Origin of the sequence: Gordonia prachuapensis (assembly GCF_036350515.1) — a bacterium.
GTDB classification, from domain to species: Bacteria; Actinomycetota; Actinomycetes; order Mycobacteriales; family Mycobacteriaceae; genus Gordonia; species Gordonia prachuapensis.
In genome coordinates this window covers 119521-144656 of sequence record NZ_JAZDUE010000007.1, presented here as the reverse complement: position 1 = coordinate 144656, position 25136 = coordinate 119521, and the positions used below count along the sequence as shown (strand labels likewise).

General features: G+C 65.0%; 26 protein-coding genes. 10 read left to right on the top strand and 16 right to left on the bottom strand.

What is annotated here, in order from left to right; translation table 11 throughout:
• Window positions 1-61: 61 nt before the first annotated feature.
• Complete coding sequence (locus tag V1Y59_RS10215; protein ID WP_330504810.1) at window positions 62-904, top strand: sulfurtransferase; 843 nt, start codon at window positions 62-64, stop codon at window positions 902-904.
• Window positions 905-939: 35 nt separating this feature from the next.
• Window positions 940-1965 (top strand): LacI family DNA-binding transcriptional regulator, encoded by a 1026-nt coding sequence (locus V1Y59_RS10210; RefSeq protein ID WP_330504806.1) that lies wholly within the window; start codon window positions 940-942, stop codon window positions 1963-1965.
• Between the two features lie 41 nt (window positions 1966-2006).
• Here V1Y59_RS10210 and V1Y59_RS10205 read toward each other — a convergent pair whose 3' ends face one another.
• From V1Y59_RS10205 to hsaA, 6 genes are all read right to left on the bottom strand, one after another.
• Window positions 2007-3152 (bottom strand): sulfotransferase family protein, encoded by a 1146-nt coding sequence (locus V1Y59_RS10205; protein ID WP_330504804.1) that lies wholly within the window; start codon window positions 3150-3152, stop codon window positions 2007-2009.
• Window positions 3145-3987 (bottom strand): SDR family oxidoreductase, encoded by an 843-nt coding sequence (locus V1Y59_RS10200; RefSeq protein WP_431309142.1) that lies wholly within the window; start codon window positions 3985-3987, stop codon window positions 3145-3147. The genes V1Y59_RS10205 and V1Y59_RS10200 overlap by 8 nt, the downstream gene beginning before the upstream one ends.
• Window positions 3930-5144, bottom strand: a complete 1215-nt coding sequence (locus V1Y59_RS10195; RefSeq protein WP_330504952.1) for a hypothetical protein — start codon at window positions 5142-5144, stop codon at window positions 3930-3932. The genes V1Y59_RS10200 and V1Y59_RS10195 overlap by 58 nt, the downstream gene beginning before the upstream one ends.
• An 8-nt stretch (window positions 5145-5152) precedes the next feature.
• Window positions 5153-5725, bottom strand: coding sequence for a 3-hydroxy-9,10-secoandrosta-1,3,5(10)-triene-9,17-dione monooxygenase reductase subunit (gene hsaB / locus V1Y59_RS10190; protein WP_330504951.1), 573 nt, complete (start codon window positions 5723-5725; stop codon window positions 5153-5155).
• A 1-nt stretch (window position 5726) separates the two neighbouring features.
• Window positions 5727-6635, bottom strand: coding sequence for an iron-dependent extradiol dioxygenase HsaC (hsaC, locus tag V1Y59_RS10185; protein WP_330504798.1), 909 nt, complete (start codon window positions 6633-6635; stop codon window positions 5727-5729).
• Between the two features lie 188 nt (window positions 6636-6823).
• Complete coding sequence (hsaA, locus tag V1Y59_RS10180; protein WP_330504796.1) at window positions 6824-8014, bottom strand: 3-hydroxy-9,10-secoandrosta-1,3,5(10)-triene-9,17-dione monooxygenase oxygenase subunit; 1191 nt, start codon at window positions 8012-8014, stop codon at window positions 6824-6826.
• A 235-nt stretch (window positions 8015-8249) separates the two neighbouring features.
• On the opposite strand from hsaA, the gene V1Y59_RS10175 reads away from it, so the two are divergent.
• The 3 genes from V1Y59_RS10175 (at window position 8250) to V1Y59_RS10165 (ending at window position 10492) form a co-directional block, all read left to right on the top strand.
• Entirely contained in the window at window positions 8250-9470 is a 1221-nt protein-coding gene (locus V1Y59_RS10175; RefSeq protein WP_330504794.1) for a 3-ketosteroid-9-alpha-monooxygenase, oxygenase component, read from the top strand.
• Between the two features lie 5 nt (window positions 9471-9475).
• Entirely contained in the window at window positions 9476-9856 is a 381-nt protein-coding gene (locus V1Y59_RS10170; protein ID WP_330504792.1) for a hypothetical protein, read from the top strand.
• Between the two features lie 123 nt (window positions 9857-9979).
• Window positions 9980-10492: a C40 family peptidase gene (locus V1Y59_RS10165; protein ID WP_330504789.1), complete on the top strand. Its 513-nt coding sequence runs from the start codon at window positions 9980-9982 to the stop codon at window positions 10490-10492.
• On the opposite strand, the gene V1Y59_RS10160 is transcribed toward V1Y59_RS10165, so the two are convergent.
• Together V1Y59_RS10160 and V1Y59_RS10155 are read right to left on the bottom strand one after the other, a co-directional pair.
• Window positions 10467-10991, bottom strand: a complete 525-nt coding sequence (locus tag V1Y59_RS10160) for a hypothetical protein (protein WP_330504787.1) — start codon at window positions 10989-10991, stop codon at window positions 10467-10469. The genes V1Y59_RS10165 and V1Y59_RS10160 overlap by 26 nt on opposite strands.
• Window positions 10988-11593: a TIGR03086 family metal-binding protein gene (locus tag V1Y59_RS10155; RefSeq protein ID WP_330504785.1), complete on the bottom strand. Its 606-nt coding sequence runs from the start codon at window positions 11591-11593 to the stop codon at window positions 10988-10990. Before V1Y59_RS10155 ends, V1Y59_RS10160 begins: the two co-directional genes overlap by 4 nt.
• Window positions 11594-11752: 159 nt before the next feature.
• On the opposite strand from V1Y59_RS10155, the gene V1Y59_RS10150 reads away from it, so the two are divergent.
• From V1Y59_RS10150 to V1Y59_RS10140, 3 genes are all read left to right on the top strand, one after another.
• Window positions 11753-12553 carry a VOC family protein gene (locus tag V1Y59_RS10150; protein ID WP_330431194.1) on the top strand — a complete coding sequence of 267 codons (801 nt, stop codon included), beginning with the start codon at window positions 11753-11755 and terminating at the stop codon, window positions 12551-12553.
• Between the two features lie 332 nt (window positions 12554-12885).
• The gene (locus V1Y59_RS10145) at window positions 12886-13491 is read left to right on the top strand and encodes a TetR/AcrR family transcriptional regulator (protein ID WP_330504783.1); all 606 of its coding nucleotides are present in this window, start codon (window positions 12886-12888) and stop codon (window positions 13489-13491) included.
• Window positions 13488-13973, top strand: coding sequence for a hypothetical protein (locus V1Y59_RS10140; RefSeq protein WP_330504781.1), 486 nt, complete (start codon window positions 13488-13490; stop codon window positions 13971-13973). Before V1Y59_RS10145 ends, V1Y59_RS10140 begins: the two co-directional genes overlap by 4 nt.
• A gap of 3 nt (window positions 13974-13976) precedes the next feature.
• Here the strand turns inward: V1Y59_RS10140 and V1Y59_RS10135 are convergent, their stop codons facing one another.
• Complete coding sequence (locus V1Y59_RS10135) at window positions 13977-14621, bottom strand: TetR/AcrR family transcriptional regulator (protein ID WP_330504779.1); 645 nt, start codon at window positions 14619-14621, stop codon at window positions 13977-13979.
• A 199-nt stretch (window positions 14622-14820) separates the two neighbouring features.
• Window positions 14821-16278, bottom strand: coding sequence for an aldehyde dehydrogenase family protein (locus V1Y59_RS10130; protein WP_330504776.1), 1458 nt, complete (start codon window positions 16276-16278; stop codon window positions 14821-14823).
• A gap of 118 nt (window positions 16279-16396) precedes the next feature.
• Here V1Y59_RS10130 and V1Y59_RS10125 point away from each other — a divergent pair, with 118 nt between their 5' ends.
• Complete coding sequence (locus V1Y59_RS10125) at window positions 16397-17359, top strand: hypothetical protein (protein ID WP_330504774.1); 963 nt, start codon at window positions 16397-16399, stop codon at window positions 17357-17359.
• Window positions 17356-18060 (top strand): hypothetical protein, encoded by a 705-nt coding sequence (locus V1Y59_RS10120; protein WP_330504772.1) that lies wholly within the window; start codon window positions 17356-17358, stop codon window positions 18058-18060. Before V1Y59_RS10125 ends, V1Y59_RS10120 begins: the two co-directional genes overlap by 4 nt.
• A gap of 30 nt (window positions 18061-18090) precedes the next feature.
• Here the strand turns inward: V1Y59_RS10120 and V1Y59_RS10115 are convergent, their stop codons facing one another.
• From V1Y59_RS10115 to V1Y59_RS10090, 6 genes are read right to left on the bottom strand one after another with little or no spacing between them, the layout of a single operon-like run.
• Window positions 18091-19503, bottom strand: coding sequence for an MlaD family protein (locus V1Y59_RS10115; protein WP_330504770.1), 1413 nt, complete (start codon window positions 19501-19503; stop codon window positions 18091-18093).
• Window positions 19500-20612, bottom strand: a complete 1113-nt coding sequence (locus V1Y59_RS10110; RefSeq protein WP_330504768.1) for an MCE family protein — start codon at window positions 20610-20612, stop codon at window positions 19500-19502. Before V1Y59_RS10110 ends, V1Y59_RS10115 begins: the two co-directional genes overlap by 4 nt.
• Window positions 20613-20638: 26 nt before the next feature.
• Window positions 20639-21919, bottom strand: a complete 1281-nt coding sequence (locus V1Y59_RS10105; protein WP_330504766.1) for an MCE family protein — start codon at window positions 21917-21919, stop codon at window positions 20639-20641.
• On the bottom strand, window positions 21919-22947 hold the full coding sequence (locus V1Y59_RS10100; RefSeq protein ID WP_330504763.1) for an MCE family protein: 1029 nt from the start codon (window positions 22945-22947) through the stop codon (window positions 21919-21921). Before V1Y59_RS10100 ends, V1Y59_RS10105 begins: the two co-directional genes overlap by 1 nt.
• Window positions 22948-23970 (bottom strand): MCE family protein, encoded by a 1023-nt coding sequence (locus V1Y59_RS10095; RefSeq protein WP_330504761.1) that lies wholly within the window; start codon window positions 23968-23970, stop codon window positions 22948-22950.
• Window positions 23967-25127 carry an MCE family protein gene (locus V1Y59_RS10090; protein WP_330504758.1) on the bottom strand — a complete coding sequence of 387 codons (1161 nt, stop codon included), beginning with the start codon at window positions 25125-25127 and terminating at the stop codon, window positions 23967-23969. The genes V1Y59_RS10095 and V1Y59_RS10090 overlap by 4 nt, the downstream gene beginning before the upstream one ends.
• Window positions 25128-25136 lie beyond the last annotated feature (9 nt).

Below are 25136 nucleotides of genomic sequence, written 5' to 3'. Positions count from 1 at the left end.
CCCGATCTGCCCAGCCGCACGACATCACGATGACATCGGAACGCGTCGGTAGGCTCGACTCATGACAACGCCACACGTCATCAGCGCCACCGACCTGCACAAACGACTCGAAGAGCGTTCAGTGCGCATCATCGACGCCACCGTTCACCTGAGCTTCGACGAGGGCGGTGCTCACGTCGAGTCCGGGCGCGCCACGTATCTCGACGGCCATATCCCCGGCGCCGTCTTCGCCGACCAGATCGCCGGACTCTCCGACCCGAACGGCGAGGCGCCCTTTGCCGCTGCCCCATCGGACCGCTTCGCGGCGGCGGTCGGCGCGCTCGGTGTCGGCGACGACACGCAGGTCGTGGTCTACGACACCGTGAACGGCATCTGGGCCACGCGCCTGTGGTGGCAGTTCCGGCTCGAGGGATTCGACGATGTCACCGTCCTCGACGGCGGACTCGCAGCATGGGTCGACGCCGGGTTCCCCACCGAAACCGGCGATGTCGACGTTCCCGCGGCCTCGTTCACCGCCCGACGCCGCGCCGATCGGATCTACTCCACCACCGACGTCGCCACCTCCGTCGACGATCCGGCGGTCCTCTTGATCAACGCCCTCGACCGGGACGCCTTCGCCGCCGCCCGCATCCCCGGCAGCGTGAACGTCCCGTTCGGCGATCTCGTGGACGAATCCGGACAGCTCAAGCCGGTGGCGGAATTGCGCGAGATCTTCGACGCGGTGGGCGCACTCGACGAGTCGGTTCGCCCGGTCACGTACTGCGGAGGTGGGATCGCCGCCACGGCTGCGGCATTCGCGCTGCACGTCGCCGGACGAGATGACAGCGCCGTCTACGACGGATCGATGAACGCGTGGACCGCCGATCCCGATCGTCCGCTGGAAACCGACTCGAGGCCATCCTGACCGGAACTCGTCGCCTCCTCTGGTGAGATGAACTCATGGGTGTGAGCATGCGAGACGTCGCTGCAGCGGCATCGGTGTCGGTCGGGACGGTGTCCAACGTGCTCAACGCACCCGAGAAGGTGGCGCCCGCGACCGTCGCACGCGTGCACGCGGCGATCGAGTCATTGGGATTCGTGCGCAACGACGCCGCCCGACAGCTGCGTGCCGGGCGTTCACGCTGCGTCGGCCTGGTCGTCCTCGACGTCGGGAACCCGTTCTTCACCGACATAGCGCGGGCGGCCGAGCGGGAGGCGGGCCACCACGACCTGACAGTCCTGCTCGGCACCTCCGACGAGGACGTCCTGCGCGAATCGGCCTACATCGACGCCTTCGACCAACAACGGGTGTTCGGCTTGATGGTCTCCCCGATCGGCGACGATCTCGAGCGTCTCGACGCCCTTCGCCGGCGGGGTACTCCCGTGGTCCTGGTCGATCGCGACGCGACGGGTTCGCCGTTCGACTCCGTCGCGGTCGACGACATCGCCGGTGGCCGCCTCGCGGCGGAACACCTGTGCGGGCTCGGCCGACGACGCATCGCGTACGTCGGGGGGCCGACCAATCTGCGCCAGGTGACCGATCGGCGTCGTGGCGCAGAAGAGGCCATCGCGCAGGTCCCCGGGGCCGCGCTGGAGGTCATCGAGACGCCGTCGCTGACGGTGCTCGCCGGCCGTGAGGTCGGTGAACGGTTGCAGCGCCGGAAGCCCGGGGAACGCCCCGACGCCGTCTTCTGCGCGAACGATCTCGTGGCGATGGGCGTCCTGCAGGCGTTCACGATGATGGGTGGCGGTGTCCGGGTGCCCGAGGACATCGCGCTGATCGGTTACGACGACATCGATTTCGCGCGGTCAGCGGTCGTCGCCCTGTCGTCGGTCAGACAGCCGACCGCCCGTATCGGCGCGACCGCGGTGGACCTGCTGCTGTCGGCGGCTGCCGACTCTCCCGACGGCCACACGCCCGCGAATCCGGTGTTCCAACCCGAATTGGTCGCGCGGGCATCGACGCTGGGTGTCAGGGAGGGGTGAATCACCGGCCTCTGCTCTGCGGAGAGAAGCCGTTCGAGCGATCAGCGGGCGAATGCCTCTGCCACTGCCGCTTCGGTGAGACCGTAGTCGGCGAGGTCGTAGCGGTGCCGTGGCTTGCGGTCACCCGAGGCGCTTTCGTCGTCCAGGGTGACCATCGCGGCGCGTGCGTCATCGGTGAACTCCGCACCGAGCGCACGGTAGACGCGCTCGACGGTTCCGAACGGATCGCGTCGGAGGTCGGCGAAGTCGACGTCCACGAACTGCGCCGGGTCGTAGTTGCTTCGCGCGGACTCGAACTCGCGAAGTCCGCGCGACCACAGTTCGAGTTGCGTTCGGCCGATCGTGTCGCCCACGAAGGTGCTCGACCATCCCGGAGTGGCGTTCTCCGCGAGACTGCACATCGACGCGATGATCGTCTCCGGCGGCCGGTGCGTCTGCACCACCAGAGCATCGGGGTAGGTCGCCATCAGCGCATCGAGGGCGAACATGTGACTGGGGTTCTTCAGAACCCAGCGTTTGTCGGGATCGTTCAGACCGATCATCTGCAGGTTGCGTCGGTGCCGCTGGTAGGCCGGTGTCCAATCCTGCCGGGCGAGCCATCGTGAGTAGGTCGGCAGGTAGGCCAGTGATTCGTACGAGATCGACATGAGGCTCTGCCGCAACAGCTGCCAGCACTCCTCGACCTCCGCAGCGGTCATGTAGTGCAGTCCCATGAACTCCGGGTTGTCGACGTGGTGCTGTTCGAGTCCGGCGTTGATCTGTTCGTAGACCGGGTTGGACTCCCACGACTCACGCGGGGGTCGCGGCTGCGGGAACTCGGCCAGCCACATCTCGAGTCCCTGATGTGCGGGGTCGGCGGTGAGCAGACGGTGAAGGGCGGTGGTGCCGGTGCGTGGCAGTCCGGTGACGAAGATCGGCCGGGTGATCGGTACGTCGACGTAGCCGGGGTTGTTCCGCCAGGACGACTCCGACAGCAAGCGTGCGATGAGCGCGCCCTTGAGGAAGAACCGGAACATCTTGCTGCCGAGTTCGGTCAGGTCGGCGTCGCGGGCGTACGATTCGAGCAGCACTTCGAGCCCAGGTAGATAGTCCTGGTCGCCGAAGTCATCGAGACCCGTTGCGCGGGTGGCCGCTTCGTGTAGATCGTCGACTGTCCCGACGTTGAGACGGGGCGCGGCGCTAGTCATGGTATTCCCCACAGTTGACGTCGAGGGTGTGGCCGGTGATGGCGCTGGCCATCGGCGATGCCAGGAACACCACCGCCTCGGCGATCTCGTCCGGTTCCGGCAGCCGTTTGAGGTCGGACTTGCTCGCCGTCTGTGCGTACACCTGCTCCGAGGTGATCTCGTACTTCTTGGCGACCTCACCGAAGTACCACTTCAGTTGGTCGTCCCAGATGTATCCGGGCGCGACGGTGTTGATACGGATACCCTTGTCGCCCAGCTCGGTCGCGAGGGTCTGCGACATCGCCAGCAGCGCCGACTTCGCGAGTTTGTAGCTGCCGTAGCGGGGTTCGGAATGCCGGATGACCATCGAGTTGATGTTGACGATCGATCCCTTCACCTCGGCCAGCGATTCGGTGAACGCCTTGATCACCCGCAACGTGCCCAGCACAGTGAGGTCGAGACTGGCCGCGATGTGGTCGAAGTCGGTGCGCGCCAACGGCTTCATCGACGGCAGGGCAAAGGCGTTGTTGACGACGACGTCGACACCGCCGAACTCGGCGCGAGTCGCGTCGACGAGCGCGTCCACGGCCGCGTCGTCGGTGATGTCGGTCGGTACGACGAAGGATGTTCCGCCGGCGGAGTCGATCTCGGCGGCCACCTCCTTCAACCTCGATTCGGTCCGGGCCGCGAGGACCACCTTCGCGCCGGCCGCCGCCGCCCGCAGGCAGATGGATCTGCCCAGCCCTGGACCGACGCCGGAGACCACCACGACCTTGTCGGCCAGCAGACCCGAGTTCGTCACAGCAACATCCTCTCCGCGAACGCACGTTGGCGACCCGCGATCCGCGTCGACCATCCCGCCTCGTCGATGACATTGTCCGACAGGTACGGGAGGTGTTGTGCGACATCGCCGATGTCGATGACCTGCGCACTGGGCCCCTGGTCGGGAGCTATCGGCTCGTCCGTTCGCTGCCACCGGAACTGCATGATCCCGGTGGTGCGGCCCGTGGTCTCGATCCAGTTCGCGACACCCGGGTTCCGGCGCGAGACGACCATCCGGATCATGCCATCCGGATCGACCTGCGCCTGAGCCGAATTGAGGCTGGTCTGGTGGTTCACGTAATCCAGCGAGATGTACCACATGCTGCCCAGTTGGAATCCCTGGTAGGGCGCATCGGATCTCGGGACGGTGATGATCATCGCCTCGTCGTCGGCGAGCCGGTAGTGACCCACCGACGAGTACTGGGTGGCCAGCCCACCGGGGGTCAGGCGAGGCGGAGTGAACGTGTTGACCGGCTCGTCCAGATAGAACCACTTCGGAAAGTTGAACCACGTGTTGATCCGGGAGGCCAGCATCTTGCCTGCTGTGGCATAGCGTCGGGTCACCCGCGCGAGGTCGGGCTCGTCGGGCGCGGTTCCGGCGGTGTCGATGCGCTCGATCGAGATGGTGCCCTTGCGCTGATCCCAATCGCCGTACACCTCCCGCACCGACAGCATCGACGCGCCCTCGGCGAGGGTGAAGTAGTCGGCGCGCTCCGCGTCGATGGGTGGGCCGAACGTGATCTCGAAGTTTCCGTCCGCGTCGATGGGGATGCGCCGATCGTCGAATGCGTCGTCACCGCCGGGTACCGACGACGGCGTGTAGTCGCCGGTGAGGACTTGAAAGCTGAGGTCGACGGTCCCGCCACGACGACCGCGGACGATGTAGGTCCCGGTCGGCTCGAGATCGGCGTGGTAGTAGAGCGTGTCGGGATTGTCGAGCCCCATCTTCGTCATCGGCCCGGTCGATGTGATGAAGTTCGGGTGACTCTTCTGCCGGGAACGGACGAGTTGCACGATCGCCGCGATACTTCCGGCAAGGTAGTCGTAGCCCTCGGCGAGATCCTGCTCGGACTCGACGAATTCCGCTGATGCGATGAGCTTCTCGGCCTCGGCGATCGCGTCTGTGAGTGGCCGTGTGACATCTGGTGGTGGCGTGACACCGGGTTGATTCTCGGTGGTCGCCCCGCTCATCGGTGAGCTCATAGCCAGGTGTCTCCTCCGGTCCAGGTGAGGAAGTTCTCCAGTTCGGCTTGCGCGGGCGTGACCCGCGGATGTTCGGTGGACAGATACCCGCCGCGGTAGAACAGCAACGGCTTGTCCTGCAACACGTCACCGAGGGTCAGCGCGCGACCGATGACGATGTGGTGGTCGCCGCCGTCGGTCACTCGTTCGACGTCGCACTCCACCCAGGTCAGGGAGTGCCGGATCACCGGAAGGCCCGCCGGCGACGGATCCCATGTCACGTGCCGGAACTTGTCGTCGCCCGGTGCACCGAAGGCGGCACTGACGTCCTGCTGCCGGTTCGACAGAACGTTGACGCAGAACTTTCCGCTGTGCTCGATCACCTTCCAGCTCCGCGAGGTCTTCTTCGGGCAGAACAGCACAAGCGGTGGATCGAGCGACAGCGCTGCGAACGACTGGCAGGCGAAGCCGGCCGGCGCACCGCCGTCGTCGATGGTCGTGATGACGGTGACGCCCGTGCAGAACTGTCCCATCGCGGTGCGGAACTGTCGGGTGTCGAAATCTGCGGAACCGTAGGGGGTACGGGTCATCTCACTGGAATCCGACACTGAAGTCATGCCCCCACAAGCTCACTGCCGTGCTTTCCCTCGCGATCCACTCGTCGTCCTTGACAGTTCGGCCTTCACAACCGAACTCGACGTCGAATCCACCCGGGGTCTTCATGTAGAACGAGAGCATCAGGTCGTTGACGTGCCGACCCAGCGTGGCTGACATCTTCACCTTCTTGCGCAGCGCCCGATCCAGGCAGAGCCCGACGTCGTCGGAGTTCTCCACTTCCACCATCAGATGCACGATGCCCGTGCTGTTGGGGATGGGCAGGAACGCCAGTGAGTGATGGCGGGGATTGCAGCCGAGGAACCGCAGCCACGGCGACTCGTCACCCTCCTCGCGACCGACGGCCTGCGGGGGCAGCCGCATGGAGTCGCGCAGGCTGAAACCGAGGACGTCACGATAGAAGGCCAGCGCGGCCTTGTCGTCGTCACACGTGAGCACGACGTGCCCGAGGCCCTGTTCGTCGGTGACGAACCTGTGTCCGTACGGGCTCACCACCCGGCGATGTTCCAGTGCGACACCGTGGAACACCTCGAGGGTGTTGCCCGCGGGGTCGTCGAAGATGACCATCTCGACGACACGACGGTCGGCCAGTTCCTCGTCCTTGGCCTCGCGGAAGACCACGCCCGCTCGAGACAGGCGATCGCGCACATCCTGCAGGGCTTCGGCATTGGCGCATTCCCAACCGGAGACCTGCAGTCGGTCGTGCTCGCCGGGAACGATCACCAGCCGCGCCGGGAAGTCGTCCATCCGCAGGTACAGCGCCCCCTCGGTGAGTCCGGCGCCCTCGATCATGCCCAGGACCTTCAACCCGTACTGACGCCACGCGTCCATGTCGGTGGCCTCGATCCTCATGTACCCGAGGGATCGGATCGGGCTGTCACTCATGTGTTCTCACTCCTCATAATTGGCGTCGCGTGGGGCGAGCGCGCACCTACCCCGATCCCTGAGGAACGAGGCGCCAGCCGAGTGTCACGAAGGGCGCCCCTTCGTGACGGTCCTCCGCTAGCGCTCCGGACCTCCTCAGGGGCCGGTTTGTCGTTGCCGGCGCTCGTCACCACCGAAAACACCCGAACTCACACCATCGTGTCGCCGATGGGAATCCCGAACTCGCCGTTGCCGAATGCGACGTATGCCCGCTCCGGATCGTTGGCGGCGTGTACGCGGCCGGCGTGGGCGTCGCGCCAGAAACGCTGGATCGGTGAGTCGTTGTTCAGCGCTCCGGCGCCCGAGTTCTCGAAGAGACTGTCGATGGACGCGATGGCCCGACCGGTGGCGCGCACCTGATCCCTTCGCGCGGCGAGGCGCAGTTCCATCGGGATCTCCTCACCGGCGAGGATGAGGTCGTACTCGGCCTGCAGGTTGCCCGCGAGCTGACGCCACGCGGCATCGATGTCGCTGGCGGCGCCTGCGATGCGCACCTTGGCGAACGGATCGTCCTTGCTCTTCTCACCCGCGTACGCTGCTCGCACACGCTTGCCCTGATGCTCGACGTGCGCCTGGTACGCGCCGTAGGCCATACCGACGATCGGCGTCGCGATGGTGCTGGGATGGATCGTCCCCCAGGGCATCTTGTAGACCGGCGCGGTGTTCTGCTCGAGACCCGGGCTCTGGTAAGCACCCATGGTGCGCATGCTCAGCACGCGATGCTGCGGGACGAACACGTCTTTGACCTCGAGGGTGTTGGACCCGGTTCCCTTGAGACCCACCACGTGCCACACATCTTTGATCGTGTAGTCCTCGCGCGGCAGCAGATACGTGACGAAGTCGACGGGCTTGCCACGCTTGAGGACGGGGCCGCCCACGAACGTCCAGTCGGCGGTCTCGCAGCCGGAGGAGAAGGCCCAGTTCCCGTTGACCTTGTAACCGCCGTCGACGACCTCACCCACACCCATGGGTGCGTACGAGGACGAGATCCGGACGTTGGTGTCCTTGCCCCACACGTCCTCCTGCGCCTGCTGGTCGAAGAGCGCGAGGTGCCAGTTGTGGATGCCGATGATGCCGGAGACCCAGCCCGTGGAACCACACGCCGAGGCGATGCGGCGTACCGCTTCGTAGAAGGTGACGGGGTCGACCTGGTAGCCACCCCATTGTTCGGGTTGCATCAGCTTGAAGAATCCCGCGCCCTCGAGGCTCGAGACGGTCTCGTCCGGGATACGCCGCAGATCTTCGGTCTGCTGCGCACGCTGTTCGATCTCCGGCAGAAGAGCGTTGATCTTCTCCAGGACCTGCTCGGCCGCCTCGCTCCGCTGTGGCTGTGCTGGCATCTCGCCCGCTCCTACTCGTTGCTCGACGGCACCGTGGCCGCCCCTGGTTCTCATCTGATGTTGAGATTAGAACACGTTCTCATTTCTGTCGAGCACTGGGACTTTGTGCCCATTTCCTGGACCGATCATCACCGAGTGGCTCGATCGACTCGCCATTTTTGTAACATGTTCTAGTATTGGGAGTGAGCCGATTCGCACCGAACGAGCGAATCACGCGCCAGAACAGGAGTAACGGATGTCAGCGACGCCTCAGACGACCATCGGCAGCACGACCCCCGCCGGTGACGACGTCGACGTGCGTGAGATCGACACCGGGGCGCCGCCGGAGCGGTTTGCGCGCGGTTGGCACTGCCTGGGTCTCGTCTCGGATTTCACCGACGGCAAGCCCCATTCGGTGCACATCTTCGGCACCAAGCTGGTGGTGTGGGCCGATTCGAAGGGCGAGATCAACGTCCTTGACGCGTACTGCCGCCACATGGGTGGCGACCTCTCGCAGGGCAGCGTCAAGGGCGACAATGTCGCGTGCCCGTTCCACGGGTGGCAGTGGAAGGGCAATGGTCGATGCGCAGGCGTCCCGTACGCGAAGCGCAATCCCAAGCTCGCGAAGACCCGCGCGTGGCCGACGATGACCCGCAACGGTCAGGTGTTCGTCTACAACGATCCCGAGGGCAATGCGCCGCCGGAGGAGTGCATCATCCCCGAACTCGACGAGGTCGGTTCGGACGAGTGGACGCCGTGGACCTGGAACAGCATCGTCATCGAGGGCTCGAACTGCCGCGAGATCATCGACAACGTCGTCGACATGGCGCACTTCTACTACGTGCACTTCGCCCTTCCGGATTACTTCAAGAACGTCTTCGAAGGCGAAGTCGCCGCGCAGTACATGAACTCGCACGGCCGACCCGATGTCACGTTGGGCACCAACTACGGCGACAGCCGGCTGGAATCGATTGCCGCATACTACGGCCCGGCCTACATGTTGAATCCGATGGTGCAGTACTACGGCGGATTCGCGGTGGAGACCATCCTCACCAACTGCCACTACCCCATCGACTCGAACTCGTTCGTGCTCATGTACGGCGTGATGGCCAAGGTGCCCGAAGGCCTCACCTCCGAGCAGGCCGCGAAGATGGCGAAGAAGATCACCGCGGGCGTGGAGGTCGGATTCCTCCAGGACGTCGAGATCTGGAAGAACAAGACCCGCATCGACAATCCGCTGCTCGTCGAAGAGGACGGACCCGTTTACCAACTGCGGCGGTGGTACGACCAGTTCTACGTCGACAAGGCCGAGGTCACCGAGGAGATGACCCAGCGTTTCGAGTACGAGATCGACACCTCGAAGGCACTGGAGAGCTGGGGTGTGGAGATCGAGGAGAACCTGCGGCGACAGAAAGAGGAAGCCGACGACGACACCGAGGCGGACGACACCGAGGCGTCGGAGAAGGCCGAGGTCTGAGAACGATGACGCGCGCTGGGGTGGACGGCTGGGCGAAGGCGCCCGACTTCCACGGCGACCCCGAACGGCGCGCTGCCGTGCACGCGGCCACCGAACGCGACCGCGAACATTACCTACGGGGCGGGATGCGGGAGATCGAGTGCCGCTCGTGCCACGCCTGCGTGCTCGTCAAGAAGACCAGCGCGTTTCACACCAGCGTGCAGTGGACCGCGGATGCCCGAACACGGTGCAACCACCTCGAGCGTGCCGATGACTCCGGAAAGGCACTCCTGCCCGGAGCCATGATGCCGACCTGCCCGCGGTTGTCGGCGAGCATCGACCACGGCGTCGCCGAGGGGATCATTCCGTCGGAGTCCCCGGAGTCCGATCCCGACGGATATTGGTGACTGGTGTCGTACAAATCGGGGACAAATCCGTACGGCTGGTGAATAGTCTTCACTTCCGTCACTTCTTCACCACACTCAATCGAAACTTGAGACAAGTGGAGCCACGTCCGTCACTGTGGTGACATGTTCGCTCTTCGACGCCGCATCGTCGGCGCAGTGTGCGCTGCCGCCCTCGCCACCGGCGTCGCGATCGGCTCGGTCGGCCCCGCCGTCGCCGACACCGGTTCCGCCGGTTCCGCGGGCTCGTCGGGGTCGGCAGACCTTCATCTCCCGGTGCCCACACCCGCGGGAATGCAGGCACTGTCGGCGGCGATGACCCAGATCGGCCGGCCGTACCAATGGGGCGGCACCGGACCATGGTCGTGGGACTGTTCGGGTCTGGTGCAATGGGCGTTCTCGACAGCCGGCGTCAAGGTGCCGCGTGTCAGTCAGCAACAGCAATACGCAGGGCGGGCGATCCCGTTCTCGGCGCTCGCACCCGGCGACATCATCATCTTCTATCGCGACGCGAGTCACGTCGGGATCTACGCCGGATTCGGCCAGGTGTTCAACGCCTACGGCCCGAACGGCGCACCGATCGGCTTCACCCCGCTGAACCATTGGTCCTACATCAAGACGATCCGTCGGCTGGGGTGATCGCCGCGGCCACCACGAGGCCGATCAGCGCGATCCCGACGAACAACACGCCGAGCAGCCCGTAGCCGACATCGACGAGGGGTGACTCGACCCGGACCGCCTCCTGCACCCGCTGATCGAACAGGTGGGCGCCCGGATCGGCGAGCGACGGAATCGCCACCGCCAGCGCACCGATCGCGCACAATCCGACGATGACGACCGCCGGCCACCGCAGAGCCGGTCGCCACCACGCGACCAGCGCCACGACGGCGATCAGCGCACCGAGGACCACCGTCCACAGACCCGGCCGCATCGTGTGCTCTTCCAGGAACGCCACATCCTCGGGGGCCGCCCCGGGCACGCGCACCCGGCCGAGGCCGGTGATGGACGGTTGCACGCCGGCATCCGACACACCCCACGGCACCAGACTGAACGCGACGAGCAGCAGGCCGGCGACCGCGGCGATCGGCCAGGTGAATCGCCGGACCGTCGCGCGTGCACGATCGGTTCCGTCGCTCATTCCTCCAGGGTGCCATGCGGCCAGAAGGGATCGCGGCCGGTCAGACCGGCGAGCCGGTCGACGAGGGCGGCATCGGCGGGCACCTCCACCACCGGCCCGAACATGCCGTCGCGCTCACTCTGCGGCTGTGGCGGGTAGTGAAAGTCGAAAACGGCCGCCAGGACCTCGTCGGGCAGGGCATAAGCGACCCGGATGCTGCGCGCGACGTCCCAGCCGTGCAGCACCAGTTCGGACAGCGCGACCATGCCCAAGACCTCGGCGGGGAGGTCGACACCGCCGGCCTGGCTCATCCCCTCCCAGGCCGACTGATCGTCCCAGGCGTCGGCCAGGTCACCGACGTGGCGTCGCAGGTCGTCTCGCCAGTTCGCGGGCAACTCGGCCTGCGAAGGCTCGGGCGGTGTGGATGTCAAGGGCCCGAACTCTTTTCGAGCGGCGGCGGCGAACGCCTGGGCGAGTCCGTCGACATGGCCGAGGAGCGCGGCGAGATCCATGTCGCATGGTGTCGGCCGGTCGAGCATGTCGTCGGTGATGGTCGCGGTCATCGCCAGCATCTCATCGGCGGCGGTCGCGATCTGACGGGCCTGGGTGACGTCGGTGGGCATGTGACTGCCTTTCGGTCGGCGGGTTCACTCGCAGGTGTAGACCGGTTGGCCGACTGTTTTTCATCGGTGTGCCCGTTCGGCGCACGTCACCGATGACTTTCGGCCACGCTTGATGTCAGCAGTGGTGACCGATCCCCAACCCTGTTGAAAGGACTCGCGATGAGCGACTACTCGGCGCCGGTGGGCGCACCGATCTGGTTCGACCTGATGAGCAGTGACCCGGACAAGGCCGCCGAGTTCTACGGCGCGATCTTCGGCTGGGAGGCCGAGGAGGCCAATGCCGATTTCGGCGGCTACCGGAACTTCCTCAAGAACGGCAAACGTGTGGCCGGCTGCGGTCCGGTCATGGACCCCGCAGGCCCGTCCGACGTCTGGTCGGTGTACCTGCACACCACCGACCCGGCCGCCACCGTTCTGGCCGTGGAGAAGGCCGGCGGTTCGATGATGGTTCCGCCGATGGACGTCGGTGACATGGGCACGATGATGGTCGCCACCGACAGTGCGGGTGCGGTGATCGGGTGGTGGAAACCCAACACCCATCCCGGCTTCCTCGAGTGGGGCACCCATGGCACCCCCTACTGGTTCGAATGCCAGAGCAAGGACTACAAGAAGTCCATCGAGTTCTACACCGACGTCATCGGTGCCCGCGTCGAGCAGGTCGGTACCGGCGGCGACCCGGACACGGTCGGTCCCGACTTCTACGGCCAGGTCTTCGTCGGCGAGGACTCGTACTCCGGAATCATGGATGCGTCCAAGCTGTTTCCGGCCGAGGTGCCGTCGTTCTGGCAGGTATACATCACCGTCGACGATGTGGCCGCGACCGTGAAGCAGGTCGAGTCGCTCGGGGGTGGGGTGATGATGGCCGGTGAGGAAACCCCCTACGGCACACTCGCTGCCGTCACCGACCCGTTCGGTGCGGTGTTCTGCCTCGGGCATCCGCCGGCGGGGTGGGACGGGTAGCAGCACGTCGATCGCGGGTCGCCTCGGGCGATCCGCGACCGATGCTTGACGACGCTCATTGTTCGAGGCGTCCGTCATCCGTGACGCGCCATCGACCTCCGCCACCCCATCGGCGCGGGCACCAACGTACTCGCGCGACCAGCGCCAACGGCAGGCCCGCGAGCCGCCTGGCCTGAGTGTGCATCTCGCTCAGTGAGATCCGGGTACATCGAAAATGCCCACCACACCCGGGGCGTCTCCCGACGGAGACGGAAATTCTCGGTGAGACCCTTGTCACATACCGGTGAACCAACCTACTGTACGTTCACTAGGTTTACGAGGGAGCCATCACCGTGGTCGAGAATCGTCCGTACGCCACCCTGCTCGCCAAGGGCGAGGAACGCCGTCAGCGCATTTTGGACCATGCCGCCAGGCGCCTCGCCCGCCAAGGCTGGAGGAGCACAACGCTCGCCCAGATCGCCGCGGATGCCGGGATGACCGCAGCCGGTCTGCTCCACCACTTTCAGTCCAAAGAGCAACTGCTACATGCCGTCATCGATGCCCGCGACCACGCAGACCTCGCGGAGGCCGACCTGGACGGCGATCTGTTCGTACAAATTCGCCGTGTCGCCGAACGCATTCAGCGTTCACCTGAACTGGTGGGCACCTTCACCGTCCTGCTCGTGGAGAACCTTTCGCCCGATGCACCCTTGCATGATCGCCTCTTGCAGCGATGGCATACCGCCGTCGACATAGTCGACGACGTGATCGAACACAACAAGCGCGCGGGCCGATATCGGTCCGACGTCAACGCCCGGGTTCGCGCGATGGAGATCGTTGCGTTCATCAACGGAGTCGAGATGTCCTGGCTGCTCGACCCGTCCATTCCATTGATCGAGATCTTCGATGAGTACGTCCAATGCCTCGAGAACGACTTCACCGCAGGGGAGCGCGCATGAAATACCAACTTGACATCATCAGCGACTGTGTCGATGACCTGGTGCAACACGCAGGTGGTTGGATCTACGACCGGGCCACGGCCGGTTGGGAGGTCACCGTCTCATTGCCGCTCGGCGTGGATCGTCGGCCCATCCAGATCCTCGGCGCCCACACCACCCTTCTCGACCTCAGTCGCGATCGGCTGCCATGCTCACGGCCCGCGATCGCGACATCGGTCGCGATGTGTCGCCGAGACGCGCGGCTGGCCGCCATGCTCACCGACGCTTACCGCGACGACACCGAGATCACCTTGTGGGGCGATGGCGACACGGTCGACGACGACCTCGCGCGTGGTGCAGTCTCCCACCGGCTCAGCGTCGCGGCCCGCGCCTTCAAGGCGCAGGCCCTCGCAGCGGTGGGCTCTCGTCCGACCATCGTCGGTAGGCACGAGACTTTTCGGACTTCAAAGGTGTCCTACAGTGACCTTGTCCCCGCCGGCTGACGCTCAGCGCACGATCCCGTGCGCACAGAACTCCCAGACTTCCTCGGCACTGATGGGCTCGGGCAACATGTCGGCGCTTGTCGGCTGCGCAATGAACATGATCGACTGCATCATCATTGACGCGATCCTTTGCGGATCGGCATCGTCTCGCAAGCCTTGTGCGTCCCGGAGACGTTCCAAGAGTTCTGTGAACAGACCGAACAATGACGAATACGCGGTGCGCATCTCGATGGGGTGTGAGATGAGCAATTGCGTACCGAACTCAGTGAACAGCGGCCGCCGCGCCACCGGGTCCGGCTGGCACAGCTCATACAGCAACTCGACTGCGACCTTCAGTTGCTCGACGGGCTGATCCTCGTTGTCTGTCGCCGCGCGGATCTGCGCCGACATCCGGACGACCGCCTCCTCGAACAACGCCAGCAGCAGTTCGTGCTTGCCGTCGAACTGGAGGTAGAAACTACGCAGAGATAGCTTGGACCGCTCGACCACCTCTTGAACGGTGAAGTCGGTACTCCCCTTCTCGACGATGATCTCCTGCGCCGCGTCCAGGAACTTCTGGACGCGCTGCCCGGCCCGTTCCTTGGCGGTGCGCAGAGAGCGTTCGACGGCTCGCTGCTTCCACGCGGGCTCTTCAGTCCCTGCAGTCACCACCGGCCACCTTCGCTCCGGCTCATCATTCTCACGGGGTCATCATAGCCAACCCGCTTTGTCCGGTTCCCCACTCCCGAGAATGATATTCTCCAAACTATACATGGACGTTTGTCCCAATCGACAGGACGCGGTCTTGACCCGCGGATGCCGGGCCGCTGACCACCCTGGCACAGCGCCCGGAACCCGGGGCATCTGGTCACATCTGGGCCCACACCGTCTTCGACTGAAGATAGGTCTCGATCCCGGCCTTGCCCGCCTCGTACCCCCATCCCGACTGCTTGTAGCCGCCGAATGGCATCGAATGGTCGAACTGCAGCTGGCAGTTGAGTCCCACCGTCCCAGCTTTGAGCCGCTTGGCAAGACGGTGGGCGCGACCGAGATTCGAGGACCAGACCGTTCCTGCCAGCCCGTAGGCGGTGTCATTTGCCAATGCGACCGCCTCATCTTCGTCGTCGAACGGCAACACCGTCACCACCGGTCCGAAGATCTCCTCCTGGAACAGACGGCTGGTGGCGGGATTCACGTTGGTCGCCACTGTCGGATGGACGAAATAGCCCTTCCGATCGATCCGGTGCCCACCCGTGACCAGTTCGACCCCATCGGACCGCCCCTGGTCGAGGTAGCCCATGACTCGGTTGAGTTGTTTCTCGCTGATCAGCGGGCCGATCATTGCGCCGTCGTCGCGCGGCCCACCGAGCTGCAGGTTGTTCGCGATGGTGGAGACGCCCTCCACCACTCGCTCATACACGCTGCGCTGAGCGAAGATTCGCGACCCGAGCATACAGACCTGTCCCGAGTGCAGGAAACATCCGAAGCCGGCCATCGCGATCGCCGTGTCGAGGTCCGCGTCGTCGAAGATCAGGACCGGCGACTTGCCACCGAGCTCGAGCGTGACCTTGTTCAGGTTGCTGGCGGCCGATGCCTTCACGATCTCCCGGCCCACCTCGGTTGAGCCGGTGAAGGCCACCTTGTCCACGTCGGGATGCGCCGTGATCTGCGCGCCGGCGGTGTGACCGTAGCCGTTGACCAGATTCACCACACCCTCGGGCACCCCCGCTTCGGCCAGGATGCGTGTCAACACCAGCGCCGAAAGCGGCGTCTCCTCAGCAGGTTTGACGACGGTGCTGCACCCGGCCGCCAGCGCCGGCGCCAGCTTGGCACAGAAGTTGAACACCGGGCCGTTCCACGGAAATATCAGTCCCACCACGTCGTAGGGCTCACGCAGCGTGTACGCATGCATGTGGGACTCGACCCCCGTGAGACCCCCGGTGTTCACGTCTCGGGCGATGCCGTCGATCTTGGTGCACCAACCGGCGTAGTACCGGAACCATTCCGAGCCGACCTTGGTGATCACCTCGGCCTGTCCCGGTGGTATCCCGGCGTTGATGGACTCGAGTTCGGCCAGTAAACCTGAGTTCTCGTCGATGAGGTCGGCCACTCTCCACAGCACCTTGGCCCGATCGTAATCGGGAACCGCAGACCAGGTTCGCGCGTCGGCAGCCGCCTTCGCTCGCGCCACCGCTGCGTCGATCGCCTCGGGGCCGGCATCGGTGAACTCGGTGATCTGCTCCTCGGTGGCCGGGTCCACGATCGGGATCACCTCCCCCGTCCCCGGCAGTTCTCGGATCTCGTCCAGTACGGACTTCACTGACATGTCATTCCCTTCGACTTCTCGGCATCGCTTCGATTCGAACGCCTCGGCCGGAACCCGGGTCGCGTCGCCCGCACCGCTGAGCGGAGAAGGGCGGAGATCTCGACGCCGATCGGCATCTGTGCCGCGCACCGCCTGCGCGGTGGAGCAAGAATACCATTCTCATAATCGGTTGTCGCTATTTCCGCACGTGGTATCCTGGCTCTCACGTTCACGAATGCCCGCGTTGGAGGTGCTGGTGCAGACATCCACAGATGTTGCCGAGTCCGACTACGACCTCGAGCTCGCGGAAGCGGAGGCCGCCGCAGCGGAGGCGGAAGCCGAGGCGGCACACGCGCGTGCAGCGGCCGCTCGAGCCCGAGCCCGAGCCCGAGCGACGTCATTGCGACGCGAGGTGTCCAGCAGCGACGACGCGGCAGAGACAACTGCCACGGATACGACAAGAGTCCCGATCGACGTGCCGGACACGTCCGATACCGACACGCTCCCCGAGAAGGCGCCGTCAGGGTCGGATGCCGAAACAGAACCCGCCCGATCGCGTCCAGATGGGGTCGCGCACACCGGCTCGCGGATGAAACGCCTCCTCAGGGCGCCCCGCCGGCCGAGCAGACGTGCCGTCGCGTTCGCGGTGCTGGTCGCGATCACCCTGATTGCACTGGCCGCGACCACGCTGATCGGCCTGCATCATCGCCAGACGCAAGCGGACGAGACTCGTGCGAACGACTTCACAGCGGTCGCCGAGCGCGGGGTTACCGCCATCACGTCACTGGACTACAAGAACGCCGAGCGCGACGTTGAGCGCATCGTCAACCAGTCCACAGGTGAATTTCGCAACGACTTCACCGGTCGCGCCGAAGACTTCACATCGGTGATCGAGCAGTCCAAGGTGACCACCAAGGGTGAGGTGACCGGGTCGGCCGTCGAATCGATGAACGCCGACTCCGCCGTCGTGCTGGTGTCCGCACGGTCTGAGGTGACCAATGCCGCAGGCGCGCAGGAAGAGCCCCGAACTTGGCGACTGCGTGTCACAGTGTCCGATGACGACGGAACGATGAAGATCTCAAAGGTGGATTTCGTACCATGAGTGCAGAGCACGACGATCAGTCCGACGACCACCGAACTCCTTCGGTCGAATCCGACACCGACCTCGAAGTGCGCACCGAACTGTTGCCGACCCCCACGCAACCGGAGGATGCACCCGATTCCGCCGACGCATACGACAACGTGTCCGAGGTGTCTGACGACGTGTCCACCCAGCCTCAACGGCGATGGCGACTGCGCGGCCGCCCTGCTCAGCGCGATCGGGGTCGGGTGGCGCTGGGCGCCGCGGGAGCCGTCGCGGTGCTGTCCGTGGCCACCGTGGCATCCGCCTACTTCACCGTGTACCGCGACGACACCGCCGTCGACGACGAGGTCGCACACTCGGTGTTGCAAGCCGCGAACGACGGCGCGGTATCGGTGTTGTCCTACTCCCCCAAGACGCTCGATGCCGACTTCGAAGACGCTCGCGGTAATCTCACCGGTCATTTCCTGACCTATTATCAGGAGTTCACCGACAAGGTGGTCAAGCCCGCGGCCACCGAGAACGATGTGAACACGGAAGCCCAGATCGTGCGGTCGGCGGTGTCAGAGCTCTCGAAGAACGACGCCCAGGTGCTCGCTTTCGTCAACCAGAGCACCACCAGCAAGACCAAGCCCGACCCCGAACTCACCTCCAGCAGTGTGCGAATCACGCTACAGCGCGTCGGAGGTCGCTGGCTGATCTCGTCATTCGACCCGGTGTAGTTTCCGCGCCTGCCTCGTCCGACTCAGCAGTCAGCGCGGCAGCATGCCCTGCCAGGACGACGCGGGACTGGTCAGATCAGCCTGTCGATACTTCTGTCCGTCACCCCCGATGTAGCTCCCGTCCTCCGGGTTATATTGTGCGGCAGCCACTGTCGGACCACCACCGGCGGACGTAGGACCCGCGGAAGGCGCCACGATCCCTTGACGGATCAGACTGGGGTCCTTCGGGTACGGCCCGACCAGCGGTTGCCGTGTGGCGAGCGGGTGAAACTCCTCATTGCTGTTGCACATCGCCGCCGTCGGGGCGCGCTTGCCCGGCTTGTTGGCGCACGGGATGTTACGTACCCCTCGGACCCCGATGTCACTATTTTGCGGAAGCTTGCAGTACAAGTCATCAGGGGTATCGATGACGCGGACGTCCTCGGGCGGACGCCACTGCGATGGCGGGAGAAACCCGACCGTACATGCCGGTGGATCGGAGATACCGCTGATGCGGAAGTCGCCCAGCCCCCACTGGGTGCCGTTACGGTTCGGCTGCACGGCCTGGATCATCGAGATCGCCGGTGGCAACAGAACCAGGATCTGTTCGAGGCCGGCGTTGTAGGTCACCGCGAGTTGTCCGATGGTCGTCACGTTGGCCAACAGCACCGGCAGGGTCAGCTTCACTGAGTCCAGCGTCTTGGTGATCTCGTCGGCGAATCCCGGCCCGGAGGTGAGGATTCGACGCATCTCCGGGGTGTTTTGCACCAACTGCCCGGTGAAGCCGGACAGGTTGGACGTCCACATGCGGATCGCGTCGGCGCTGTCCACCTGGGAATCGACCAACGGCACCGAATCCTGTAGCAGCGTGGCGGTCTCGTCACCGACCCCCCGAAGACTCGCCGCCAGTGTCGACGACGAGTCGAGCAGGCTCTGCAGGTCATATCCGTGTCCGCCGAGGCTGTCGTTGAGCTCGTCCACCAGGCCGAAGAGCTGATCCTTCGGGATGCTCGTCACGAGCCCATTCAGCTTCTCCAACATCGGCGCCACCGGCTGCGGGATCTGCACGTCGCCGGACGAGATCACCGATCCGTTGCGCAGGAACGGCGGATCGTCGCTGCGTGGGCGCAGGTCGACGTACTGCTCGCCCACCGCCGACATACTGCGAATCCCGGCCTGCAGGTCTGCCGGGATCTGCTCTTCACTGTCGATCGACAGTGTCGCCTCGACTCCGCTGTCGGTGAGCCGCACATCGGTCACCTTTCCGACGTCGACACCTCGATAGGTCACGTTGCCGAATCGGTAGAGGCCACCGGTCTCCGGGGCCTGAAGGGTCACCGTGATCCGGCCGACGCCCAGCTGCGTCTGTACTTGCATGTAGGAGAACAGCATCAACCATGTGGCGATAAGGGCGACCACGGTGAAGATCGCCAGTTGAATCTTGACCATTCGCGATAGGATCATCGTCCACCTCGTTGAGCCGCCCGCAGCGGACCGAGCAGCGGATCGTGTGTGGGTTGGCGACTGTATCCCGGGTCGCCGGGCGCGAAGGGCACCACTGCGTTCGGATCTCCGAGGGCAGTACCCAACAGCAGCTCGCGCTGCAGACGGGGCACCGTGAGGTCCACGGTCGCATGCAGATTGATGTAGTCACCGCGCACCGCGCGGTCGATCACCTTCTGGCCGTATGGGAACACTGTCGCGTAGGCGAGCGCGGAATTGATCCGTGGACCGACGTCGGCGAGTGACCTCAGGGTCGGCTCCAAGTGCTCGAGGTTCGACAGGAGGTCGTCCTGAACCTGATTGATCACTCCGGTCGAGGTGTCGCTGAACACCCGGAGCCGATTGAGTGCGGTGATGATACGGGGCAGTTGCTCGTCGACGACGGCGAGGCCCTGTGGGATCTCGTGCAAGGCTTTGCTGATCAGCTGGTCCTGCTCCGCGAACGAGGTGGACAGACGACGGGCCTGGTCTAGCAGGTCCACCAGGTCACCGCGCTGACGATCAAGGGTGCCGACGAATGTCGACACCTGTCCCAGTAGGTCCCGCACGTCGTCCTGACGCCCGTCGAATCCCTCGTTGAGTGAGCGGATGATCCCGCCGAGCTGGCCGAGACCGCCGCCGTTGACGACGGAGGACACCGATGCCAGGGTTTCCTCGGTCGACGGATACGACGAGGACCGGTCGAGCGGGATCGTCTGCCCCGCTTCCAACCGTCCCTGCGGAGCCACTCCTTCGGGCGGGTCGAGCGCGACGTGCATCGATCCCAGCAAGCTGGTCTGACCCACGGTGGCGATCGCGTTCGCCGGAACCACCGTCGACTGCTTCAACTTGAGCGAGACCTCGGCATGCCAGCCCCGGACACGCATGGGTCCGACGCTGCCCACCTCCACATCGTTGATGAAGACCGGCGAATTCTCGGACAGCGTACCGATATTCGCCATCTCGACGACGATCTCGAAGTCGTCACCGGAGGTGCCGACCGTACCGGGTAAGGTCATCGAATTGACGCCGTCCCACTGACATCCGGCGCCGAACACGAGAACCGAACACATGGCGAGGATGATCCGCACGAGGTGCGAGGGTCGCTGGGGGGCTGTCACGGTGTCCCCTGTGCGCGCCCTGGAAGCAACAGATCGTCCCTCGTGTCGGCTGGCTTCTTCTGGGACGCCGCACCCTGGCGGGATGTAGCGTTTGTCGATTCCCCCTGCGTCTGGGCAGGTTTGAGTTTGTCCTCGGTGTAGATCAGGTTGTCCGGGTCAGCGGTGGGTCCCAGCACCGGATTCAGCGGCACCGGTAGGTAGTTGAACGTCAGCATCGGAGCGATGGGACCGAGATACTGTGCGCACCGGCGTGCTCCCTCGGCCGCGGTGAGATTCTCGATGCTCGCCACCGACGAGCAGATGAACTGCACCGGGTTGCTGAAGTTGTTGACAGTGAACACACCTGCCTCCGTGCCGGTGTCGGGATTGTAGATGTTGTAGAAGTTCGCCATATTCGTCGGGAAGACGTGCAGCAGCTGTTCCAGATCGTCGTCGTTGTCGACCAGATTCTGGGTGACTGCCGCCAGCCGTCTGACCTGCTCGGACGCCTGGTCCCGGTTCTCCACCACGAAACGCTGAACGTCACCGACGGCCTGGGCCAGATTGGTCAGTGCCGCATCGAGATCCGACGTGCTTCCGTCGAGGACCGTCGACAACGTGGCGAGCCGACTCTCGAACTGCACGATCTGCGTACCACTGTCGCTTACGGCGGTGACGAAGGTCTGGAGATTGGCGATGGTGTCGGAGATGTTGCCACTGTTCTCCGACAGCACCTGCCCCACCCCGGCCAGTTCGCGCAGCGCATCGCCGAGCGTGTCACCGTTGTCGGCGAGCGCGCGCCCACTGCTGTCGATGAATCTGCCCACGCTGCTTCCCTCGACGCCGCCGCGCGGCCCGAGGTCGGTTGCCAGCCTGGTCAGTTGCTCCTTGACCTCATCCCACTCCACCGGAACCGCGGTCCGGGTGCGGGGGATGTTCGCGCCATCGGTCATGACCGGTCCGCTCGTCGCATACGCCGGCGCCAACTGCACGAACCGGTTGGCGACCAGGTTCTGCGCAACGATGATGGCCCGCGCATCCGCCGGAATGGGCACGCCGTGATCGACGTGCATCGTCATGCGCACGGTCTCGCCCTGCGGTTCCATCCCGGAGATGGTGCCGACCTTGACACCGGCGACCCGCACGTCGTCACCGACATAGATGCCGGTGGTCGTCGCGAACTCCGCGGTGATCGTGGTGGGCCGGGTGACCTCCCGGTAGCCCGTGACCGCCGCCACCAGAACGATCGCGCCGAGCACCACGAGCGCGATGAGGTATCGAGTGCGTCGACTTCTCATCAGCCACCGGCTCCCGGGATCGGGAACTTCGCCTTCGGCTCGATACCGAAGGCCTGATCGATGAACGGTTGCAGCAGCGGCCCGGGGAGCAGATTGGCCACGTAGGCCTGATAGAACGGGCCGCCCGACACTGCCTCACCCTGCGTTTGGGAGACCTTCGCAAGGCCTGGCAACGCCGCGGCGATGTTGTCCCGATTGCGCTCCAGCATCGCGGCGACGGAGTTCAGCTGAGTCAGGGTGGGCGCGAGTTGCTCTTCGTTGTCGGCCACGAGTTTGCTCAGTTGGTCGGCGACCGCCGCTGTGTTGGCGAGCAGTGAGGCGATGGCCTGTCGCCGTTGGACGAGTTCGTCGAGCAACAGGTTCGAGTCGAGGATCAAGCTGTTGACACGGTCGGCGCGCGCCGCGAGCACCCCGGAGACCTCGCTGGTCGTCGACAGCAGTTGCCGCAGTGTCCCGTTGCGATCATTGAGTCCACGCGAGATCTCGGCGAGGCCGTCGAATGTCGGTCCGAGGTCGGGCGCCACGTCGGTCAGCGTCGTCGAGAGCGTGTCCAGCGACTTGTTGAGCGCTGCGGTGTCGATACCGGACGCGTTGGTGGTGAGATCGTTGACCGCGTCGTTGAGCGAATACGGGGACGAGGTGCGCTCCACCGGGATCACGTCGTCGGGTCCGAGCACACCCGACCCCGAAGGAGCCACGGTCACGATCCGCTGCCCCAACAGCGAACCGGTTCGGATCTGCACGGTCGTGGCGTCGCCGAGGCGGGTGTCCTGGTCCACCGTGAATGTGACACGCGCCGTGCCGTCGACCAGCTCCACGCCGGTGACCGCACCCACCCGGACCCCCGACACCATCACGTTCGCACCCCCGGACAACCCTGCGGACTCGACGAAATCGGCCTGGTAGGTGACCGTGGTGAGCCACATGGTGAATTTGGCGAAGTTGAGTCCTACCATGACCACGAGCACGATCAGAGCGAGTCCCACGCAACCGAATCGCACCAGACCCGCGCCGCGATACTTGAGCATCTAGTCCGAACACCTTCCGTTCTTCTGCTCGATCCAGGGGAGTACGACGACCCGGCCGGACGGATCCGACACACGTACGGTCACCGCGCACACGTAGTACTGGATGAAGTTGCCGTAGGTTCCGGTCCGGACGAGCTTGCGGAAGTTGTCCGGCGCCCGCTGCAAAGCGTGCTCGAGAGTGGGTTTGTCGCTGTCGAGCGCCGGCGCGAGCCGGGAGAGTTGATCGATACTGCCCGACAACGACGGCCGCGCCTGGGTCAACAGGTTCGCCACCGTGGCGGTTCCCGTGTCCAACGAACTGATAGCGGCCCCGATGGGATCTCGTTGCCGTGCCAGCTCACCCACGAGGCTGCCGAGCCGGTCGATGGTCTCACCGAAACGATCCCGGTCTTTCGACAGCGTCGTCATCAGGCGCGACAGCTGGTCGATGAGCTGATCCATCACGTCGACGTTGTCCCCCAGTGTGGCGAACAGCGTCGAACTGTTCTCGAACAGCGTACGGACCGTTGAACGTTGGCCCTGCATGATGTCGAGCACGGCCGAACTCAGCGCATTGACCTGGGTTGGTTCCAGTCCGTCGATCACCGGTTTGAGCCCGCCGAGAAGCACATCGAGATCGAGGGCCGGATCGGTTCGCGAGGCCGGAATCTCGTTGCCCGGCGACATGGTCGACGACGCCTTGCCTTCGGTGAGCTCGAGGTAGCGGTCACCGACGAGATTGAGATACCGCACCGCGGCGCCGGTGTCGCCGGGCAGAGCGATCTGGTTGTCCACGTCGAAGTCGACATGGACTCGGTTGTCCGATGCCAGCGAGACATCGCCCACGGTACCCACACGCACACCGGCTATCCGGACGGTGTCGCCCGACCGGAGCCCTGACGCATCGGTGAACACCGCGCCGTATCCCGTGGTGTCGCCGGCCCTCTGGTCACTGAACACCAGCATCAACATGGCCGCCACCATCAGCATCACCGTGGTGAACGCCGCGAACTTCAGGGTGGTCGAGTCGATGGCCCTCCTCATCGCGGCGCCCCGTCGGGGATCGGTCCGAACAGTGCCTGTTGCAAGCTCTTCACGTTGAGTTCCACCGTCCGTCGGCTCGGATCGAAGGGATTCGCTCCGGTGTCGGCGACCACATACGGGGGCTTCTCCTGGAATCCCACCGGCAGCATCGAGCATTGCGGGCCACCCGTGGCGGCCACCTTCGGAAGGTCCTCGGGCGCGTGATACGGCTCGGCCCCCCACAGGAAGTTGGCCGACAACCCGAGTCCGGGCACGTCGGCGGGTGGCGAGACGGCGAGATCGGCGAACCCGTTCAGCGCACAGGTCAGTGCCTCGTTGTACTCATCGGTCAACGCCGTGGTGGGGACCAGGAGATGAAGTGCACGCGCCAATGCCGATCGATTGTCGGCCAGCACCCGGGTGCCGGTGTTCGACAATCCGATCACACTGGTAAGAAAGGCGTCGAGATGGTGTTGCTCGGCCACCAGGGTGTCGCTGATGCTGCTCACATGGTCGACGGTGTCCAGGAGTGGTGCGCTGGTGTCGGCGTACACATCGAGCATCTGCGGCGTGTCGCGCAGCAGAGCCCGCAGCGCGGGCATCGTCGGGTCGACGTCGCGGAGGAACTCATGGAAATCCGTCAGCATCTGCCCGAACTGTTCTCCGCGGCCGCTGAGCGCAGTCGACAGCGCACTCAATGCGGCGTTCAGTTCGGCCGGACGAATCTGCGCCAGAACCTCATTGAGCTCGCCGAAGACTGTGTTGATCTCGACCTCGACCTGGTTGGCGGACAGGATCTGGTTGTCCTGCAACCGCTCCGGCGCCGGATCCTCGGGAACTACGAGTTCGACGCTCTTGGCCCCGAACACCGTCGGAGCGGCGATGTGGACCCCTACGTTCTCCGGGATCCGGGTCATCTGATCGGGCTGCATCGCAAGCGTCAGGGTCGCCGTGCCCGGCTGGTCGTAGGCGATCTTCGACACCTTCCCGACCGTGACTCCACGCATCTGCACCTTGGCGTCGGCATCCATCACGAGTCCGGCCCGCGGGGCCACCACCGTCACGGTCGACGACTTCTCGGTGGCGCCGGTGAACATCGCTGCGGACAGCACGATGGCCCCCACCACCACCAGGACCAGCAGACCTCCGGCCAGGGGCCGCGAAACGGCGCTCGACATCGCCATCGG

Bases quoted from the DNA above. Each gene is read 5' to 3' on its own strand.
- V1Y59_RS10165 (WP_330504789.1), top strand. From the start codon at position 9,980: ATGTTCGCTCTTCGACGCCGCATCGTCGGCGCAGTGTGCGCTGCCGCC.
- V1Y59_RS10140 (WP_330504781.1), top strand. From the start codon at position 13,488: ATGAAATACCAACTTGACATCATCAGCGACTGTGTCGATGACCTGGTG.
- V1Y59_RS10115 (WP_330504770.1), bottom strand. From the start codon at position 19,503: ATGATCCTATCGCGAATGGTCAAGATTCAACTGGCGATCTTCACCGTG.
- hsaC (WP_330504798.1), bottom strand. From the start codon at position 6,635: ATGAGTGACAGCCCGATCCGATCCCTCGGGTACATGAGGATCGAGGCC.
- V1Y59_RS10170 (WP_330504792.1), top strand. From the start codon at position 9,476: ATGACGCGCGCTGGGGTGGACGGCTGGGCGAAGGCGCCCGACTTCCAC.
- V1Y59_RS10210 (WP_330504806.1), top strand. From the start codon at position 940: ATGGGTGTGAGCATGCGAGACGTCGCTGCAGCGGCATCGGTGTCGGTC.
- V1Y59_RS10215 (WP_330504810.1), top strand. From the start codon at position 62: ATGACAACGCCACACGTCATCAGCGCCACCGACCTGCACAAACGACTC.
- hsaB (WP_330504951.1), bottom strand. From the start codon at position 5,725: ATGACCCGTACCCCCTACGGTTCCGCAGATTTCGACACCCGACAGTTC.
- V1Y59_RS10155 (WP_330504785.1), bottom strand. From the start codon at position 11,593: ATGCCCACCGACGTCACCCAGGCCCGTCAGATCGCGACCGCCGCCGAT.
- V1Y59_RS10150 (WP_330431194.1), top strand. From the start codon at position 11,753: ATGAGCGACTACTCGGCGCCGGTGGGCGCACCGATCTGGTTCGACCTG.
- V1Y59_RS10100 (WP_330504763.1), bottom strand. From the start codon at position 22,947: ATGCTCAAGTATCGCGGCGCGGGTCTGGTGCGATTCGGTTGCGTGGGA.
- V1Y59_RS10090 (WP_330504758.1), bottom strand. From the start codon at position 25,127: ATGTCGAGCGCCGTTTCGCGGCCCCTGGCCGGAGGTCTGCTGGTCCTG.
- V1Y59_RS10160 (WP_330504787.1), bottom strand. From the start codon at position 10,991: ATGAGCGACGGAACCGATCGTGCACGCGCGACGGTCCGGCGATTCACC.
- hsaA (WP_330504796.1), bottom strand. From the start codon at position 8,014: ATGCCAGCACAGCCACAGCGGAGCGAGGCGGCCGAGCAGGTCCTGGAG.
- V1Y59_RS10195 (WP_330504952.1), bottom strand. From the start codon at position 5,144: ATGAGCGGGGCGACCACCGAGAATCAACCCGGTGTCACGCCACCACCA.
- V1Y59_RS10205 (WP_330504804.1), bottom strand. From the start codon at position 3,152: ATGACTAGCGCCGCGCCCCGTCTCAACGTCGGGACAGTCGACGATCTA.
- V1Y59_RS10105 (WP_330504766.1), bottom strand. From the start codon at position 21,919: ATGAGAAGTCGACGCACTCGATACCTCATCGCGCTCGTGGTGCTCGGC.
- V1Y59_RS10130 (WP_330504776.1), bottom strand. From the start codon at position 16,278: ATGTCAGTGAAGTCCGTACTGGACGAGATCCGAGAACTGCCGGGGACG.
- V1Y59_RS10175 (WP_330504794.1), top strand. From the start codon at position 8,250: ATGTCAGCGACGCCTCAGACGACCATCGGCAGCACGACCCCCGCCGGT.
- V1Y59_RS10200 (WP_431309142.1), bottom strand. From the start codon at position 3,987: ATGGTCGACGCGGATCGCGGGTCGCCAACGTGCGTTCGCGGAGAGGAT.
- V1Y59_RS10095 (WP_330504761.1), bottom strand. From the start codon at position 23,970: ATGAGGAGGGCCATCGACTCGACCACCCTGAAGTTCGCGGCGTTCACC.
- V1Y59_RS10120 (WP_330504772.1), top strand. From the start codon at position 17,356: ATGAGTGCAGAGCACGACGATCAGTCCGACGACCACCGAACTCCTTCG.